Source organism: Streptomyces sp. NPDC007095, assembly GCF_040634475.1.
GTDB lineage: Bacteria > Actinomycetota > Actinomycetes > Streptomycetales > Streptomycetaceae > Streptomyces.
On the sequence record NZ_JBEYFS010000003.1, the window covers coordinates 69,044 to 85,338 of the forward strand.

General features: G+C 68.8%; 10 protein-coding genes and 1 tRNA gene. 4 read left to right on the forward strand and 7 right to left on the reverse strand.

Going from position 1 to position 16,295, the window contains the following annotated elements; translation table 11 throughout:
• Nucleotides 1-6 precede the first annotated feature (6 nt).
• Together ABZ656_RS02205 and ABZ656_RS02210 are read right to left on the reverse strand one after the other, a co-directional pair.
• Nucleotides 7-4,959 carry an RICIN domain-containing protein gene (locus ABZ656_RS02205; RefSeq protein WP_360263643.1) on the reverse strand — a complete coding sequence of 1,651 codons (4,953 nt, stop codon included), beginning with the start codon at nt 4,957-4,959 and terminating at the stop codon, nt 7-9.
• A 788-nt stretch (nt 4,960-5,747) separates the two neighbouring features.
• Nucleotides 5,748-6,245 (reverse strand): HAD domain-containing protein, encoded by a 498-nt coding sequence (locus tag ABZ656_RS02210; RefSeq protein ID WP_360263646.1) that lies wholly within the window; start codon nt 6,243-6,245, stop codon nt 5,748-5,750.
• Nucleotides 6,246-6,334: 89 nt separating this feature from the next.
• Between ABZ656_RS02210 and ABZ656_RS02215 the strand changes: the two genes are divergently transcribed.
• Nucleotides 6,335-7,288: a hypothetical protein gene (locus ABZ656_RS02215; RefSeq protein WP_360263649.1), complete on the forward strand. Its 954-nt coding sequence runs from the start codon at nt 6,335-6,337 to the stop codon at nt 7,286-7,288.
• 244 nt (nt 7,289-7,532) lie between these two features.
• On the opposite strand, the gene ABZ656_RS02220 is transcribed toward ABZ656_RS02215, so the two are convergent.
• Nucleotides 7,533-7,617 (reverse strand) — tRNA-Leu (locus ABZ656_RS02220).
• Nucleotides 7,618-7,824: 207 nt separating this feature from the next.
• Nucleotides 7,825-8,256, reverse strand: coding sequence for a MarR family transcriptional regulator (locus ABZ656_RS02225; RefSeq protein ID WP_360263652.1), 432 nt, complete (start codon nt 8,254-8,256; stop codon nt 7,825-7,827).
• Nucleotides 8,257-8,374: 118 nt separating this feature from the next.
• On the opposite strand from ABZ656_RS02225, the gene ABZ656_RS02230 reads away from it, so the two are divergent.
• Nucleotides 8,375-9,397 (forward strand): LLM class flavin-dependent oxidoreductase, encoded by a 1,023-nt coding sequence (locus ABZ656_RS02230; RefSeq protein ID WP_101401918.1) that lies wholly within the window; start codon nt 8,375-8,377, stop codon nt 9,395-9,397.
• Here the strand turns inward: ABZ656_RS02230 and ABZ656_RS02235 are convergent.
• The 3 genes from ABZ656_RS02235 to sucC form a co-directional block, all read right to left on the reverse strand.
• Nucleotides 9,333-10,886 carry an aldehyde dehydrogenase family protein gene (locus ABZ656_RS02235; protein WP_360263657.1) on the reverse strand — a complete coding sequence of 518 codons (1,554 nt, stop codon included), beginning with the start codon at nt 10,884-10,886 and terminating at the stop codon, nt 9,333-9,335. The genes ABZ656_RS02230 and ABZ656_RS02235 overlap by 65 nt on opposite strands.
• A gap of 239 nt (nt 10,887-11,125) precedes the next feature.
• Nucleotides 11,126-12,025, reverse strand: a complete 900-nt coding sequence (sucD, locus tag ABZ656_RS02240; protein WP_101401916.1) for a succinate--CoA ligase subunit alpha — start codon at nt 12,023-12,025, stop codon at nt 11,126-11,128.
• Between the two features lie 14 nt (nt 12,026-12,039).
• Entirely contained in the window at nt 12,040-13,170 is a 1,131-nt protein-coding gene (gene sucC, locus ABZ656_RS02245) for an ADP-forming succinate--CoA ligase subunit beta (protein ID WP_101401915.1), read from the reverse strand.
• A gap of 178 nt (nt 13,171-13,348) precedes the next feature.
• On the opposite strand from sucC, the gene ABZ656_RS02250 reads away from it, so the two are divergent.
• Together ABZ656_RS02250 and frc are read left to right on the forward strand one after the other, a co-directional pair.
• Nucleotides 13,349-15,034 (forward strand): thiamine pyrophosphate-binding protein, encoded by a 1,686-nt coding sequence (locus tag ABZ656_RS02250; RefSeq protein WP_101403905.1) that lies wholly within the window; start codon nt 13,349-13,351, stop codon nt 15,032-15,034.
• Between the two features lie 10 nt (nt 15,035-15,044).
• Nucleotides 15,045-16,295 (forward strand): formyl-CoA transferase, encoded by a 1,251-nt coding sequence (frc, locus tag ABZ656_RS02255; RefSeq protein WP_101401914.1) that lies wholly within the window; start codon nt 15,045-15,047, stop codon nt 16,293-16,295.

The following is a 16,295-nucleotide window of genomic DNA, read 5'->3' on the forward strand; positions in this document are numbered from 1 at the left end:
GATTCCTTAGCAGTGATGGCAGTAGTTGAATTTGCCCCCATCTACGGGCTTAAGTTTCCCCAACTTTGACAGATCCGGCATGTCTATCTTTCTGAGCTCCACGACGTCACCGGCGCCCGTCGGATAATAGAACCTCACCGAACTCCATGCGCGTTGACCATTGGCGACGGCTCTCGCGATCAAAGACATCTCGTAGTCTGTGGCACGACCGGCTTCACCAGCCAGCAGGCCGCGCTTGGCAGCGTCCATGAAGTCTCCGAATCGTTCCAGTCCCGTCATGTTGACGTGCAGCTCCACGTTCGGGTCGGCGACGGCCTTCCTCGCCAGCGGAGCGAAATCCTGCGCGCGCGCGATGGAGAAGGTGGTGAACTTGTTCTCGGGAAGCCGAGCCCACGCGTCGAGCGCCCCATCTCTCTGCCACCCCAAGGCGACCTTGCAGTTGTGAACAAGGATCGGGGTGGCGCCCGCGAGCACGAAGAACGTGTGCAGGTCGTCGACGGTGAGGTCGTAGACCGTACGGGGAGTCAGGCCCGAGCGGTCGAGGAGGGCGGTCACCGGGTGGACGGAGCCGTCCGGTGTGCGCAGCCGGTCGCCGACGTGCAGGTCGGAAACCAGCGTCCACCCGCGGTCCACCACATAGAACTTGTGGCCGGCGGTGCTGGCCAGCTTCCCCCCGTCGGCAACGGTGATGTCCACCAGCCGCTGGGTGTCGTGCTTGAAGGTGTCGGTCACCTGCCGCGTCTGTAGCCGGCCGGTGGCCGGATCCATGGCCGTGAGGCGGTCCCCCACACCCACCTGGCTGATGGGCCGGCGTGAGCCGTCCGCCATGAGCACCTCGGTGGCGCCGGGGAAGCTGTTGGTCTCGCAGGCGGCGCGGAACTCCTCGGAGATGCGCGCCGACCGCTCGATACCCGCCAACGCGTCTGCGTCGATGCGCAGCGTGCGCAGCGCCTTCAGTGCGTCGGCGACTCCGATGCCGGTGCGCAGGGAGGCGTCCACGGCGCGCACCGCGTCTGCGATCGGCCGGACGATCTTGCCCGCGAACAGGCTGGCGACATCGAAGGCGGCCCAGCCGCATCCACCCCAGTTTCCCCCACCACCCGAGGTGATCTTGAGCATCGAGCCGATCTTCTTGCCGCAGTCGATCCAGCTGCCGAAGAGGATGTCGATCGGGTCCATGTTCGCGTTGAATTCCGCGATCGTGATGGTGTGTGTGACCTCTTTGGTCATCTTCTCGGACGGCTGCTGGCCGAGGTACACCGCCGACTCGGAGGGGCAGATGTTGTACGCCGGGTTGAGGTCATCCGCGGTGCACAGGTACAGGTTGAGGATCGCCTTGTAGGTGATCTTCGCGGTGATGGTGCAGTCGCCCGTGTAGACGATCCTGCTTTTCCAGTCGTCGCAGGCCGACGTCTTGGACAGGGTCTCCGGGTCGCCGATGTTCTCGTAGTGGTCGACGACATAGAACACGTTGCCGATGTGGCCCTCGGCGTCGAGGATGGTTCCGGTCTGGATCTGCTCCCCGTTCTTCTTGTCCTCGGTCTGTTCGGCGGCTTGTTGCGCCTCTTTGGCGTACTTGTCGGCGTCCTTGGCGGCTTGTTCGGCTTCGGTGGCGGCCGTGTCGGCGCGGGTGGCGGCCGCTCGGGCGTCCTTGGCGTCCTGTTCGGCCTGGGTGGCGGCGGAGCGGGCGGCGGAGGCGTCGAGTTCGGCGGCGTCGGCGCTGTCGCGGGCGTCCTTGGCGTAGCCCTCGGCGTTGCCTGCGGCCTTGTCGGCGGCTGCGGCGTCCTCGGTGGCCTGTTTGTCGTAGCCGACGGTGCGGGTCAGTGATGCGGCGGCCTTGGACGCGGCGGTGGCGGCGTCGGCCGCGTAGCTGAGGGCGTCCTTGGAGTAGGTACGGGCGTCGGCGGCGTACTGGGCGGCGTTGGCCGCGTGCTGGTAGGCCTCCTTGGCGTCGCCCTTGGCCTGGTCGGCGAGGTTCTTTGCCGCGTCCGCTTCGGCCGCGGCGTTCTTGGCGTGGGCGTCGGCGACGGCCTGCTGCTGGCCGGCGATCGACTTCGATGCCTGTCCGGTCAGGACGACCAGTCCGGCGTTGGAGTCGGTGTCGACGTACTGCGAGCCGAGCTGGATGGCGTCGTTGGCCGGGTCGGCGACCTGTTTGGCGGCTGCGCCGGCGTCGACGGCGGCCTGGGCGGTGACGTGGGCGTAGCCGGCGGCCTTCGCCGCGGCCGCGAGGGCCTTGCCCGCTTCTGTGTTCGCCGCGTTGGCCTGGGTCCTGGCGTCCTTGGCGTGCTGTTCCGCCTCGTCGGCGAGCTTGACGGCAGTCTTGGCCTCGGCGGAGGCGTCCTGGGAGGCCTTGATGGCGTCGGCGACCGCGCTGGTGGCGGTCCTGACCTCCGCGTCGGCCTTCAGCTTGTCCGCCTGGGCGGCGTCCGCGTCGGAGCGGGCCCGTTTGGCGGCGGCCTCGGCTCGGGTGGCCGCGGCGTCCGCGTCGGCTGCCGCCTGGGTGGCGGCGTCCGCCTCGGAACGGGCCCTGCCCGCCGCGGTCTCGGCGTCGTCGGCCGCCTTGTCCGCGTCGTTGGCGGCGGACCGGGCAGCGGTCGCCGCGTCACCGGAGTCGAGGGAGTCGGCGTAGGCCTCCTTGGCGTCGGCCTTGGCGCGGGCCGCGTCGGCCTTCTGCTCGGTGTCCCAGGCGTCGTCCCGCAGGGACTGGGCGTGGTCCTTCGCCTTGACCGCGTCGTCGCGCCGGTCCTCGGCGGTCTTCTCGGAGGCTTCCGCCTTGTCCTTGGCGTCCTTCGCCTTCGTCGCCTCGGACTCTGCGTTCTTGCGGTGTTCGGCGGCCTCGGCGCGGCTGGCGGCGGCGTTCTCCTTCTCCGCCTTGGCCGTCTTCTCCTCGGCCTCGGCGGCGAGCCGCTTGGCGTGCGCGTCGGCGGCGGCCGCCTTCGCATCGCCCTCCGCCTTCACCGCTTCGGTGAGCTTGGTCTCCGCGGTCTCCTTGTCCTTCTTGGCGTTGTCGCGGTGCACCTTCGCGGCGTCGGCCGCGGCCTTGGCCTGCAACTCGGCCTTCTCCGCGGCCTTCTTGCGGAACTCCGCCTTCACCTGCGCGGCCTGCGCGAGCGCGCGCTCCGCGATGGTCTGGCTGTCGCCGCCGGAGGCGCGGGTGGCGGCCTCGGCGGTCTCGCCGGCCTTCACCATCGCCTCAAGCGCGGCCGCCGCACCCTGAGTGACCTGAGCCTTCTGCTGCCCGACCAGCAGGCCACGCCCCCGCGGCGCGCCGTTGGTGTCGGCGATGGTGTAGGAGGCCTGCTCGGCGGTGTCCGAGGCGGTGGCGGCCTTCTTCACGGCGGCGAGCTGGGTCTTGAGGACGTCGAGCTGCTTTTTCGCCGCCGTCTGGACGGCCGTGATGCCGGCCTTGGCCTTGTCGAACTGGGCCTTTGGCGGCACGGTACCGGTGTGCCCGGAGGGCGTGACGTCGAACTGCTGCGGCCCGCTGCCGTTGCACGTGTACAGCCACGAGTTGTAGCCGTTGGTGTACTCGTGGAGGTCAAGGCACTTGTCGGTGCCGACGTTGCGCAGGCTGCCGGTGGCGCGGAGGTTGAACTCCCACGTCTGCGCCGGGGAGCCGCTGCACGTCCAGATCTGGATCTTCGTGCCGTTGGCCGGGTTGTTGTTCGAAACGTCCAGGCATTTGAGGGAGTTGACGTTCTGCAGGTGCAGTCCCCGGTCGTCGCCGTAGACCTTCCACTCCTGCGCCGCCGAACCGTTGCACGTGTACAGCTGGACGGGGGTGCCGTTGTCCTTCTTCGCACCCTCGACGTCGAGGCACTTGCCCTGCGCGGCGTGCACCTCGATCACCGCCGGCGCGTCGCCGACCCAGCCGGCCCCGCCCGCGGACCAGTAGTCCTGCCAGCGCGCGAGGTGGTCGGCGACCCACGAGTACCCCAGCAGGTCACCCAGCGCTTTGGCGCCGGCCGCCAGGGACTTGGTGGCGTCCTTGCTGGCGTTCAGGATCTGGTTGCGCTGCGTGGCCTGAGCCGTGATCTCCTGCTGCCACTCCGTGGCGGCCGTGCCGGAGACGTCGCCCAGAACGTGGTCGGGATCGATCGGGTCACGCCACGCGCACGCGGCGAACCGGGACTTCAGGTCCTCGACCGCGATGCGGTACTCCGCCGTGCCCGGCTGCGGGGCGCTACGGGGAAATCCCCCGGACGCCAGGAACATACGGGCGTTGTCCGCGCCCGGGTTCTCCCCGGGAGCCCCGTGCAGCCACTTGAACGCGTCCCGCTCGGCGAGGGCCCGGTTCCACTCGTCGGCCGGCAGCCCGGCGGGGTCGGGGTCCTTGCCGTAGAGAGGACTGCCCAGGTCGTCGACGGCCTTGCGGGTCGCCGCGTCCGCCGTGGGCGTGGAGTCGGCATAGAAGTCGCCGTCGTTCTTCCAGAACCGGTCGGCGGTCCACTTCGTCAGACCGGTCTGAGAGTAGAAGTCCTCCTTGCCGTCCCCCGGGGACCCGGGAGGCCAGTGGAAGTCGGTTTCGGTGAAACCGGCCGGTGTCGTCAGACCGACGACAGGTTTCTGCCATCCGTCCCGGAGAGCATGGAGAGTATCCAGTTCCTTGGCCGCCGCGTCCCGGTCCGTCTGGTACGCGGTGGCGAGCGGAGTCTTCTCCCAACTCTTGCGGTCAGCCAGCGTATGAAGCTTGTCCGCGGGCTGGTTCAGGCCGTCCTGCGCGGTAGTGGCCATGGACGGGCCGCCCAGCCGCAGCACATCGGCCATGAGGCACTGGTCCTGCCGCAACTGCTCGGCAGCCGTGTCCACATTCCAGTCGTACGAGGCAGCCGCCGGGGCGGTGTCCGCTCCACGGCCGAGCAGGTCGGGCTGGACCGCCAGCCCGCCGAGGACGGCCAGTGCAGCCGCGGACGTGACGACGGGAGTGAAGAATCTGGATCTTCGTGATCCGGGCATGCGGAACCACGGTCTGGGGCGCAACAGAGCATCTCTTTCTTCGTTCAAAGGGGGGCGGGCCCGGTTAGGCCCGGTCGAAGACAAGGGAGAACAGCGGTCCTGAGCCGGAGTCAGGTGCACACAGCGCGGGCTGGACCAGCGTGCGCGGGCAGCCGATATGACGGCATGGCGAAGCAACCCCTCCCCGTGGGCGACGGTGTTCCCCCGGTCGCCGAATGACAGACGCGTGTGTCCGGACTGGTCAAGATCCACCGCACGCGGCGCTCACCATAGACACAGAACACGTGATCGGAACAGGGAAAACTCAGGGCCTACAGTCACACGCACACGCCGCTCCGGGGAGACGACACCCGTTCCGGAATGCGTCGTTCACGTGCGCATCCCATGCGGGACCTGTGTGATTCCTGTGAAGAGGAATGGCGGCTGAAGCCTCCGGCAACTCTCCGCACCCGCCACCAGGTGATACATGTCACGACACAAAAGCGGAGAGCGATACACCCGCAGGAGCCAGCGCCCCTGAAAGGCGAATGTGCGTTGACGTGCTCAGCCAGCACCTGGCCCGTCCCGAACAGGACGAGTCTGCAGGCGCCCTGGCGGCTCAGGACACTCACTTCATCCGCTGCATTGTCTGTCTGTGGTGAGAAACGTGGCCACACCCGAGCCGCCGGGTCCCTACAAGTGCGATCTCTCGTTCGTCGCAGAGTTCTGGTCCCTGTGCATGCAGGAATGGTCCCAAGTTCATCGGGGCAGGAGTAGCTGTCAAATCCTGTGGATCATCGCGGAGAACCTCAAGCCAGCTGTAGCCATTGATCGAGGACTGCGAAGTCCTGGTCGGTGAGGCCGCGGGACGACGCGACGCAATGAAGGATCGCCTGGGCGGGGTGATGGGTGGATACCCAGTCTCGGTCGGCATCGGTGATCTCGTCGTCGACCCAGGCGAACCGGCGTCCGTCCGCCCACGCGACGAGGGTTCGGGTCTTCCAGTGGAGCCCGAACCACTGGTCTTCGCGTTCGTGGGCGGCTGAGGGCTCTGGCCAGTTCACGACCGGCAGCTGCGGCAGGCCGAGTCGCGGTGCCAGCTCGATATTGGCCTCCTCTTCCCAGGTGGTGGCCCAGACCAGGTCGCACGGCAGCGCCGCGAGCCGCGGCCCGATCTGCGGGTCAAGCCGCGCCAGGTGCGAGTTGGATATGGTGCCCGCCAGATCGCGCTGCGGGCCGTCACCGAACGGCAGGAGTGGCCCGTCGACGTCCAGGAAGAGCAGTGGACGGTTCCCGTGCCTGGTCACGCTGCGCTCACCTCGGGACGCTCGACGAGGTAGCCGTTGTGGAATGTGGCGCCGTTGCGGACGAGGGCGACGAGGCGGTCTGCCTCGGCATGATCCTTCACACCCCGGGCACCGAACCCGGCCCGACCGCCCTGCGCGCCATCCAGCCGGCCTTCGAACGAGGCCTGGTCAAAGACCTGTTCTGCGCCGACCGGGGCATCACCCAGGCCAAGCCTCACAACCTGCATCTGCAGCTGCTCAAACTCGGCCTCAACGCGGTGAAGCACTACAACGACGACAAGCTCGACCGGCAGGGAGAGTTCCGCGGCATGCAGCTGGTCGGCGGCGAGTTCTACTGCCCGCTGATGCCCACCCCGCTCATCACTGCGGGCGCCACATACATCGACAGCCGCACGGACGAGGACCGCGCCCACGCACTCAACCTGATCCAGTCCCGGAAGGACTACCAGACCAAGATCAAGGAGTACGGGCCCGCAGGGGACCAGCGTCGACAGTGCCCCGCCCTCGGGTCCCACGCCACGGTCACCTGCTACCGCCGGCCCCGGCCACGCCCGTCCACCGTCGTCGACCTCGACGCCCCCACTGTCCGTACCCCGGCGGCCCTGCCCACCATCCACAGGCCCAAGCGGGACACCCCCGTCTACCCCGACATCTGCAGGGGGAAGAGCATCACCGTCCCAGGCACCGTGTTGGCCAAGTGGCGGCAGAAATACCCCCTGTTCACCCCTCTGTGGCAGGAAGCCTGGTCCGGACCGCGCAGTCAGAACGAGGGCGGCAACGGCAACCTCAAGAAGTCCGCCCTCGACAGCATCGACAATCCCCAGCTCCGCCTGCCGCACGGGCGCGTCGCACAGACCCTGCTCAATGCCGTCATCATCTTCGTGGCGAACCTCAGAGCCATCCGCCGGTTCCTCCGCGACCAGGGCATCCAGCCCCGCAAAGCCAGCACGCAGAGCGCCGCAACCCAACCCGGTGAGCCCTCCGACCCGCCCCAGGCGCGACCGCTTCCGACCGAGCAGGTCGAGCCTCCGCCACGCGAGTGACACACCTCCGCCGCGCTCCGCCCCCTGAAAACCCCACATGCCTGCGCCACGGCTACCAGCCGTCGCACAGGCATGTCCTGTTTCCGCAGGTGAGAGGCGCAGTACCTGGACCGCCACCGCCTCACCCCCTCATCGAGCCGATCACGAGGCTCGAGGCCCCAGAAACGACGAAATACCGGTGAGTCACATGACTCGACCGGTAATTCGTGAACGCTTCGGGACGATCTCGTGAACGTCCCCGTTGTGTCCGAGGGGGGACTTGAACCCCCACGCCCGATAAAGGGCACTAGCACCTCAAGCTAGCGCGTCTGCCATTCCGCCACCCGGACCAGGTGTCTGCCGCCTGACCGAGGGTGTTCCCCGCGGCGACATGGACAACAATACCAAGGTTTCGGAGTGCCTTTCACCTGCATATCCAGGCTGCGGGAGCGGCTGCGCGAGGCCGAACGAGGGGCACCGAGTCGCTTACCATGGGTGACCAGGCGACCACCCAGGGTTCCTGGGATGGGGGGCCGAAGAATCCCCGACCCGCACCGTCACTCCGCGATCCGACGCTCCTCCACCACCAGGATCTGCAGGGCCCGCACGAGCGCGGCCGCCGCTTCCTCGCCCAGCGGGGCGAGGAAGCGCCGCTCCATCGCGAGGCGCGCACGCTCGGCCCGGTCGAGGCAGTCCCGGCCCGCCGGCGTCAGCTCCACGATGTTCTTGCGCCGGTCCTGCGGACTGCGGCGCCGCTCGACCAGCCCCTGGTCCTCCAGGCCGTCGATGAGCGCGACCATCGTGGTGCGGTCGACGCCGAGCCGTCCGGCCACCTCGACCTGCGACAACGGGTACTCGGCGGCGAGCACCACCAGCACGGCGAGCTCGTGGCCGTCGATCCCGAATTGCACCAGCGCCTCCGCGGATGCCCGCGCCAGCCGCTGCTGGGCATGCTTGAGCAGATAGCCGAGCCGGGACTCAAGGGGCACGGGAGGTGCATGACGCACGGGAGATACGGGAGGTACGGGAGGGCGCTCACCGGTCATGCCGGAAACTGTACCCAAGACTGATTGTCAGCACTGCTGATGATTTACTACGCTGACCGATATGAGCGATCAACCTGTGCGCTTCGGTATCAAGACCACCCCCATGCACGTCTCCTACAACGACATCCGCCGCGTCTGGCAGGAGGCCGACGCCCTGCCCGAGATCGAGGACGCCTGGCTCTGGGACCATCTGCTTCCGCTCCGCGGCCCCAAGGACGGCCAGATCCATGAGAGTTGGACGCTGCTCAGCGCCCTGGCCGCCCAGACCGAGCGGCTGCGGCTCGGGCTCCTCGTCACCAGCAACCGCATCCGCCCGCCCGCCGTCCTCGGGAAGATCGCCTCGACCGTGGACGTGATCTCCGGCGGTCGGCTGGTCATGGGCATCGGTGTCGGCGGCACCCATCAGCCGCCCGGCGCGGGCGGGATCGCCGACGAGAATCCGGCGATCGCCGAGTACGAGGCGTACGGGCTCTCCCTCGTCCCGCCGGGCGAAGGGGTCGCCCGGCTCGGCGAGACGGTCGAGATCCTGCGCCGGATGTGGACGCAGGACAGCCCCTTCGACTTCGAGGGGCGTTACTACCGGCTGCGGGGCACGCGGAACGAGCCCAAGCCGGTGCAGCGGCCCGGGCCGCCCCTGCTGATCGGCGGGTGGGGAACTCGACTGCTGCGACTCGTCGCCGAGCAGGCCGACATCTGGAACATCCCCGGACCGCCGCACAACAACGTGGAGTTCGTCGCCGAGCGCGGTCGGGTGCTGGACGCGCACTGTGCGGACATCGGGCGGGATCCGCGTGAGATCACCCGTTCCGTACAGGTCGTCGTCTCGTACGACGATCCCGCCGCCACCCGCGCCACCGTCGCCGAGCTCATCGGCATCGGGGTGAACCATGTCGTGCTCGGTCTGCCCCAGCCCTACCCAACGGGTGTCGCCCGCTGGCTGGTGGACGAGATCGTCGCAGAGTCCGCAGGACTCCGAGGGAGCGGGCGGCGCCCTGAAGCGGGTACCGCCCACCCTCATCTCACGGAACGAGCTGGTACTCGGGGAAGTTGCCCGGCAGCCGCTCCCCCGCCGGCCCCTGCGTGACGGCACGCACGAGCAGCTCGCCGCCGACGAAGGCGCCGCGCCAGGACGCGCCGAGGCCGCCGAAGAGCTCGTCGCGGTCGCCGCGGGAGCGGGGCTTTCCGCGGCCGACCTTGAACGCGCGGATCTGCGGGGCCAGTCGGGCGTACGTCGCGTCGTCGTCCGTGGACAGCGTGGCGACGAGCGCGCCGTTCGACGCGTTCATCGCGGCGAGCAGCTCCGCCTCGGTGTCGACCAGGACGATGGTGTCGACCGGGCCGAAGGGCTCCGCGTGGTGCAGCGGTGAGGACGGCGGCGGGTTCAGGAGCGTGACCGGTTGGACGTACGCCGCCGTGTCCTGGCCGGGCAAAAAGCGCGCGTCGGTCAGCTTGCCGCGGTGCAGCGGGACGGCGCCGCGGTCGATGGCCTCCGCCACCTGGTCGTGCAGCTCCTTCGCCTTGGCCGCGTTGATGACGGGCCCGAAGTCCATAGCGGGGTACGGGTCTTCGGGGTGCTCGACGGCCAGTGGGTGGCCGACCCGCAGAGTGCCGACAGCGGGAAGGTAGGCGGCGAGGAACTCGTCGAACAGCGAGCGCTGGACGACGAAGCGCGGGTAGGCGGTGCAGCGCTGCTTGCCGTAGTCGAAGAGCTTGGGGATGACGGCCGTCAGTGCGTCCCAGTCCGTGTGGTTCCAGATGCCCCAGGTGTTGAGTCCCTCCTGTTCGAGTACATGCCGCTTGCCGAGGTCGGCGACGGCGGTGGCCACCGCGGCGCCCGTGTCACGGCCGCCGACGAAGGAGACGCAGCCGATCTCGGGCGCGCGGACCAGCGCCTCCGACAGCTCGCCTCCGCTGCCGCTGACGAGGGTGACGGGGATCCCTTCGCGTGCGGCGAGCGCGCCGGCCAGGGTGAGACAGGCGACGCCGCCGTCGGTCGGGGTCTTGGCGATGACCGCGTTCCCTGCCAGTGCCTGTACCAGCATTGCGTGAACGAGCACGCTCATCGGGTAGTTCCAGCTCGCGATGTTGGACACGGGCCCCTCGAGCGGAGTCCGGCCGTCCACCATGGGCTCGATGCCGTCGACGTACCAGCGCACGCCGTCGATCGCCCGGTCCACGTCGGCCTGCGCGAGCCGCCAGGGCTTGCCGATCTCCCAGACGAGGAGGAGGGCGAGCAGCTCGCGGTGCTCGGTCAGGGCGTCCAGGGTGGCCGCGACGCGCGCCCGTCGTTCGGCGAGCGGGACGTGGCGCCAGGCTCGGTGCTGGTCGAGTGAGGCCCGTACAGCCTGGTGAGCGGTTGCGGCGTTCAGACGGGGCGGGCCCGCGATGGGGCTTCCGTCGACCGGACTGGTGGCGGGCAGTGCCCGGCCGTCCGCCCGCCAGGACGCGTCCCAGAGATTGAGGACGCGGTCTTCCTGGAACGCCTCGGGGGCAACGGCGAGGCAGCGCTGCCAGGCGTCGTCCCAGGACGTACCGGACTTCAGGACGAGGGGGGTGTTGAGGGTGGATGCCATTCGGATGTCTCCGCTCTCGGTGCACAGTCGGGGGCGGGAGGTGCCTGGCTCCTGCCGAGCTGCATGGTGCACGGGCCCGGACGAGGAGTGGTCGCATCCGTGCGGAGGAGGACGGTGGTCGCGTCCGCACGGAGGGAAGGGTTCGTACGCGAAGGGTGGTCGCGTACGTACGGAGGAAGGTACTGAGGAGGCTCCGTTCGTGACAGTCACCTCACATCAACTATGAGTGACGTCTCATCTCACCCCTGTGCGGCGACACGCCCCGATTCCAACCGGGTCAGCACCAGCCGGGCCGTCTCGGTCGGTGTGCCGCCCACCCGTACTCCAGCTGCCTCGAGGGCCTCCTTCTTGGCCTGTGCGGTGCCCGACGAGCCGGCGACGATCGCCCCCGCGTGGCCCATCGTCTTGCCCTCGGGCGCGGTGAAACCGGCGATGTAGGCGACGACGGGCTTCGTGACGTGGTCGCGGACGTACGCGGCGGCCCGCTCCTCCGCGTCGCCGCCGATCTCGCCGATGAGGACGACGAGTTCGGTGTCGGGGTCGTCCTGGAAGGCGGCCAGGCAGTCGATGTGACTGGTGCCGACGACGGGGTCACCGCCGATGCCCACGCACGTCGAGAACCCGATGTCGCGCAGTTCGTGCATGAGTTGGTACGTCAGTGTGCCCGACTTGGACACCAGCCCGATGCGCCCCGGCTTGGTGATGTCGGCGGGGATGATGCCCGCGTTCGACTGCCCCGGAGTGATCAGGCCCGGGCAGTTGGGGCCGATGACCCGGGTGCCCTTCGTGGCGGCGTACGCGTGGAAGGCGACGGAGTCGTGGACGGGGATGCCCTCGGTGATGACAACGGCGAGCCCGATGCCCGCGTCGGCGGCCTCGGCCACCGCGGCCTTGGCGAACGCGGGCGGTACGAACACGACGGTGACGTCGGCGCCGGTCGCCGCCATCCCCTCGCGCACCGAGCCGAATACGGGCACCGCCCGGTCGTCGAAGTCGACGGTCCGGCCCGCCTTGCGCGGGTTGACCCCGCCGACGACGTCCGTGCCGGCGGCGAGCATCCGCCGGGTGTGCTTCATGCCCTCGCCACCGGTCATGCCCTGGACGAGAACCTTGCTCGCCTTGGTGAGGAAGATGGCCATGTCCTGTTCCTCCTTCAGCCGGCGGTGGCGAGTCGGGCCGCGCGGTGTGCGGCGTCGTCCATGGTGGTGGCCTGCTGGACCAGGGGGTGCGCGCGGCCGTCGAGAATGGCGCGGCCGCGGACGGCGTTGTTGCCGTCGAGGCGGACCACGAGGGGTTTGGTCAACCGGACGGTCTCCAGCGCCCGCACGATGCCGTCGGCGACCGCGTCGCAGGCCGTGATGCCGCCGAAGACGTTGACGAAGACGGATTTCACGGCCGGGTCGGAGAGGATCACGGAGAGGCCGTCGGCCATGATCTGGGCGGAGGCTCCGCCGCCGATGTCGAGGAAGTTGGCGGGGCGTGCGCCGCAGCCCGCGACCACGTCGAGCGTCGACATGACGAGGCCCGCGCCGTTGCCGATGATGCCGACCTCGCCGTCCAGTTTGACGTAGTTGAGGCCCTTGGCCGCGGCCGCCGCCTCGAGGGGGTCGTCGTGCGCGGCCTCCTGCTCACCCCAACGCGCCTGGCGGAAGCGGGCGTTGTCGTCGAGGGTGACCTTGCCGTCCAGAGCGAGGATCTGTCCCCGGGCGGTGCGTACGAGGGGGTTCACCTCGACGAGCACGGCGTCCTCGCGGGTCAGCACCCCCCAGAGGCGTACGAGAACGTCGACGGACTCCGGGGGCAGCCCCGCGGCCTCGGCGATCTCGGTCGCCTTCGCCGAGGCGACGCCCTCGGCCGGGTCGATGAGGACACGCACCACCGCCTCCGGGCGGCTCGCGGCCACCTCCTCGATCTCCATGCCGCCCTCGGCCGACGCGATCGCGAGGAAGCGTCCGGCGGCGCGGTCGAGGACGTAACTGACGTAGAACTCGCTCTCGATGTCGACCGGTTGGGCCAGCATCACCTTGCCGACCGTGTGGCCCTTGATGTCCATGCCGAGAATCCGACGTGCCGTGAGCTCGGCGGCTGCCGGGTCGGTGGCGAGTTCGACGCCACCCGCCTTGCCGCGTCCACCGGTCTTCACCTGGGCCTTCACGACAACTCGGCCGCCGAGCCGACGGGCGATCGCGCGCGCCTCCTTGGGCGAGTCCGTGACCTCGGCGCTCGGCACCAAGATGCCGTGTTCCTCGAAGAGTTCCCTTGCCTGGTGCTCATACAGGTCCATCACCGGCTCCTGACTGCTGTGTCTATCCGGGGAGCGACCCCCAGATCCCCGGAAAATGCCGCACGCCCCCTGGACACCACCCACCGGATGCGGGATAACAAGCTTCATACAGTATTCGTCGACTGTATGCAATGTACGCGAGAGCTTCCAACCCCCTACGAAGGGACAGGACTTCGCCATGCCCGACGACATCAGCCAGGACTCCATCTCCGGTGGGCATCTGGTCGCCAAGGCACTCAAAGCAGAAGGTGTGGAGGTCATCTACACCCTGTGCGGCGGCCACATCATCGACATCTACGACGGCTGCGTCGACGAAGGCATAGAGGTCGTCGACGTCCGTCACGAACAGGTCGCCGCCCACGCCGCCGACGGCTACGCACGCATCACCGGCAAGCCCGGATGCGCCGTCGTCACGGCGGGTCCCGGTACGACCGACGCCGTGACCGGCGTCGCGAACGCCTTCCGCGCCGAGTCCCCGATGCTGCTCATCGGCGGCCAGGGGGCGCACACCCAGCACAAGATGGGGTCCCTGCAGGACCTGCCGCACGTCGACATGATGACGCCGATCACCAAGTTCGCGGCGACGGTGCCGGACACGGCGCGCGCCGCCGACATGGTGTCGATGGCGTTCCGGGAGTGCTTCCACGGCGCGCCCGGCCCCTCCTTCCTGGAGATCCCGCGCGATGTCCTGGACGCCAAGGTGCCGGTGGAGAAGGCCCGGATCCCGGCCGCCGGCCACTACCGGGCCTCGACCCGCTCGGCCGGTGACCCCGAGGCGATCGAGAAGCTCGCCGACCTCCTCGTCCACGCCGAGAAGCCCGCGATCCTGCTGGGCAGCCAGGTGTGGACGACGCGCGGCACCGCGTCCGCCATCGAGCTCGTCCGCACCCTCAACATCCCGGCGTACATGAACGGCGCCGGGCGCGGCACGCTGCCGCCCGGGGACCCGCACCACTTCCAGCTCTCGCGCCGGTACGCCTTCTCCAACGCCGATGTCATCGTCATCGTGGGTACGCCCTTCGACTTCCGCATGGGCTACGGCAAGCGGCTCTCCCCGGACGCGACCGTCGTGCAGATCGACCTCGACTACCGGACCGTCGGCAAGAACAGGGACATCGACCTCGGAATCGTCGGCGACGCGGGTCTGATCCTGAAGTCGGTCACCGAAGCGGCCTCAGGACGTCTCAACGGCGGCGCGTCCAAGCGCAAGGAGTGGCTGGACGAACTGCGGGCGGCCGAGCAGACGGCCATCGACAAGCGACTGCCCAGCCTGAAGTCGGACGCCTCGCCGATCCACCCGTACCGCCTGGTCAGCGAGATCAACGACTTCCTCACCGAGGACTCGATCTACATCGGGGACGGCGGCGACATCGTCACCTTCTCCGGGCAGGTCGTCCAGCCCAAGTCCCCCGGGCACTGGATGGACCCGGGCCCGCTCGGCACGCTCGGCGTCGGCGTCCCGTTCGTGCTCGCGGCCAAGCAGGCACGGCCCGACAAGGAGGTCGTCGCCCTCTTCGGGGACGGCGCCTTCTCCCTCACCGGCTGGGACTTCGAGACCCTCGTCCGCTACAACCTCCCCTTCGTCGGCATCGTCGGCAACAACTCCTCCATGAACCAGATCCGTTACGGCCAGGCCCAGAAGTACGGCCTGGAGCGCGAGCGGGTCGGCAACACCCTCGGCGACGTCCACTACGACAAGTTCGCGCAGATGCTGGGCGGTCACGGCGAGGAGGTTCGCGACCCCGCCGACATCGGCCCGGCGCTCCAGCGCGCCCGGGAGTCGGGCAAGCCGTCGCTGATCAACGTCTGGGTCGACCCGGACGCGTACGCCCCCGGAACCATGAACCAGACGATGTACAAGTGAGGTGCCCCCGATGACCCCGATCGCAGGAACGTCGACCAAGGCTCTCGAAGGTGTCCGTGTCCTCGACATGACGCATGTCCAGTCAGGTCCGTCCGCCACGCAGCTGCTGGCCTGGCTGGGCGCTGACGTCGTCAAGCTGGAGGCGCCGACCGGTGACATCACCCGCAAGCAACTGCGCGACCTCCCCGACGTCGACTCCCTCTACTTCACGATGCTCAACTGCAACAAGCGGAGCATCACCCTCAACACCAAGACCGAGCGCGGCAAGGAGATCCTCACCGAGCTGATCCGGCGCTCCGACGTCATGGTCGAGAACTTCGGACCGGGTGCGGTCGACCGCATGGGCTTCACCTGGGACCGCATCCAGGAGATCAATCCGCGGATCGTCTATGCCTCCATCAAGGGGTTCGGGGACGGCCCGTACACCAACTTCAAGGCGTACGAGGTCGTCGCGCAGGCCATGGGCGGGTCGATGTCGACCACCGGTTTCGAGGACGGGCCGCCGCTGGCGACGGGAGCCCAGATCGGCGACTCGGGCACGGGCGTGCACGCCGTGGCGGGGATTCTCGCGGCGCTGTACCAGCGGGAGAACACCGGGCGCGGGCAGCGGGTCAACGTGGCCATGCAGCATGCCGTGCTCAACCTCTGCCGGGTGAAGTTGCGCGATCAGCAGCGACTGACACATGGCCCGCTCGCTGAATATCCCAACGACGACTTCGGCGTCGAGGTTCCCCGCTCCGGCAACGCGTCCGGCGGCGGCCAGCCGGGCTGGGCGGTCAAGTGCGCACCGGGCGGCCCCAACGACTACGTGTACGTCATCGTGCAGCCCGTCGGCTGGAAGCCGATCACCGAGCTCATCGGCCGGCCGGAGCTGGCGGACGACTCCGAGTGGGCGACCCCGGAGGCCCGGCTGCCACAGCTCACCAAGATGTTCCAGCTCATCGAGGAATGGTCGGCGACGCTCCCCAAGTGGGAGGTGCTGGAGAAGCTCAACGCGCACAACATCCCGTGCGGCCCGATCCTGTCCACCAAGGAGATCATCGAGGACGAGTCGCTGGTCGCCAACGAGATGGTCGTGACGGTGCCGCATCCCGAGCGGGGCGAGTTCGTGACCGTGGGCAGCCCGCTGAAGCTATCCGACTCCCCCGTGGACGTGACCAGTTCGCCGCTGCTCGGCGAGCACAACGAAGAGGTCTACATCGGCGAGCTCGGCCTCGGCGACGAAGAGCTGCGCCTGCTCAAGTCGAACGGAGTGATCTGA

Coding starts and splice junctions, on each gene's coding strand:
- frc (WP_101401914.1), top strand. CDS start 15,045: ATGACCCCGATCGCAGGAACGTCGACCAAGGCTCTCGAAGGTGTCCGT.
- ABZ656_RS02250 (WP_101403905.1), top strand. CDS start 13,349: ATGCCCGACGACATCAGCCAGGACTCCATCTCCGGTGGGCATCTGGTC.
- sucC (WP_101401915.1), bottom strand. CDS start 13,170: ATGGACCTGTATGAGCACCAGGCAAGGGAACTCTTCGAGGAACACGGC.
- ABZ656_RS02205 (WP_360263643.1), bottom strand. CDS start 4,959: ATGCCCGGATCACGAAGATCCAGATTCTTCACTCCCGTCGTCACGTCC.
- ABZ656_RS02235 (WP_360263657.1), bottom strand. CDS start 10,886: ATGGCATCCACCCTCAACACCCCCCTCGTCCTGAAGTCCGGTACGTCC.
- ABZ656_RS02230 (WP_101401918.1), top strand. CDS start 8,375: ATGAGCGATCAACCTGTGCGCTTCGGTATCAAGACCACCCCCATGCAC.
- sucD (WP_101401916.1), bottom strand. CDS start 12,025: ATGGCCATCTTCCTCACCAAGGCGAGCAAGGTTCTCGTCCAGGGCATG.
- ABZ656_RS02215 (WP_360263649.1), top strand. CDS start 6,335: ATGATCCTTCACACCCCGGGCACCGAACCCGGCCCGACCGCCCTGCGC.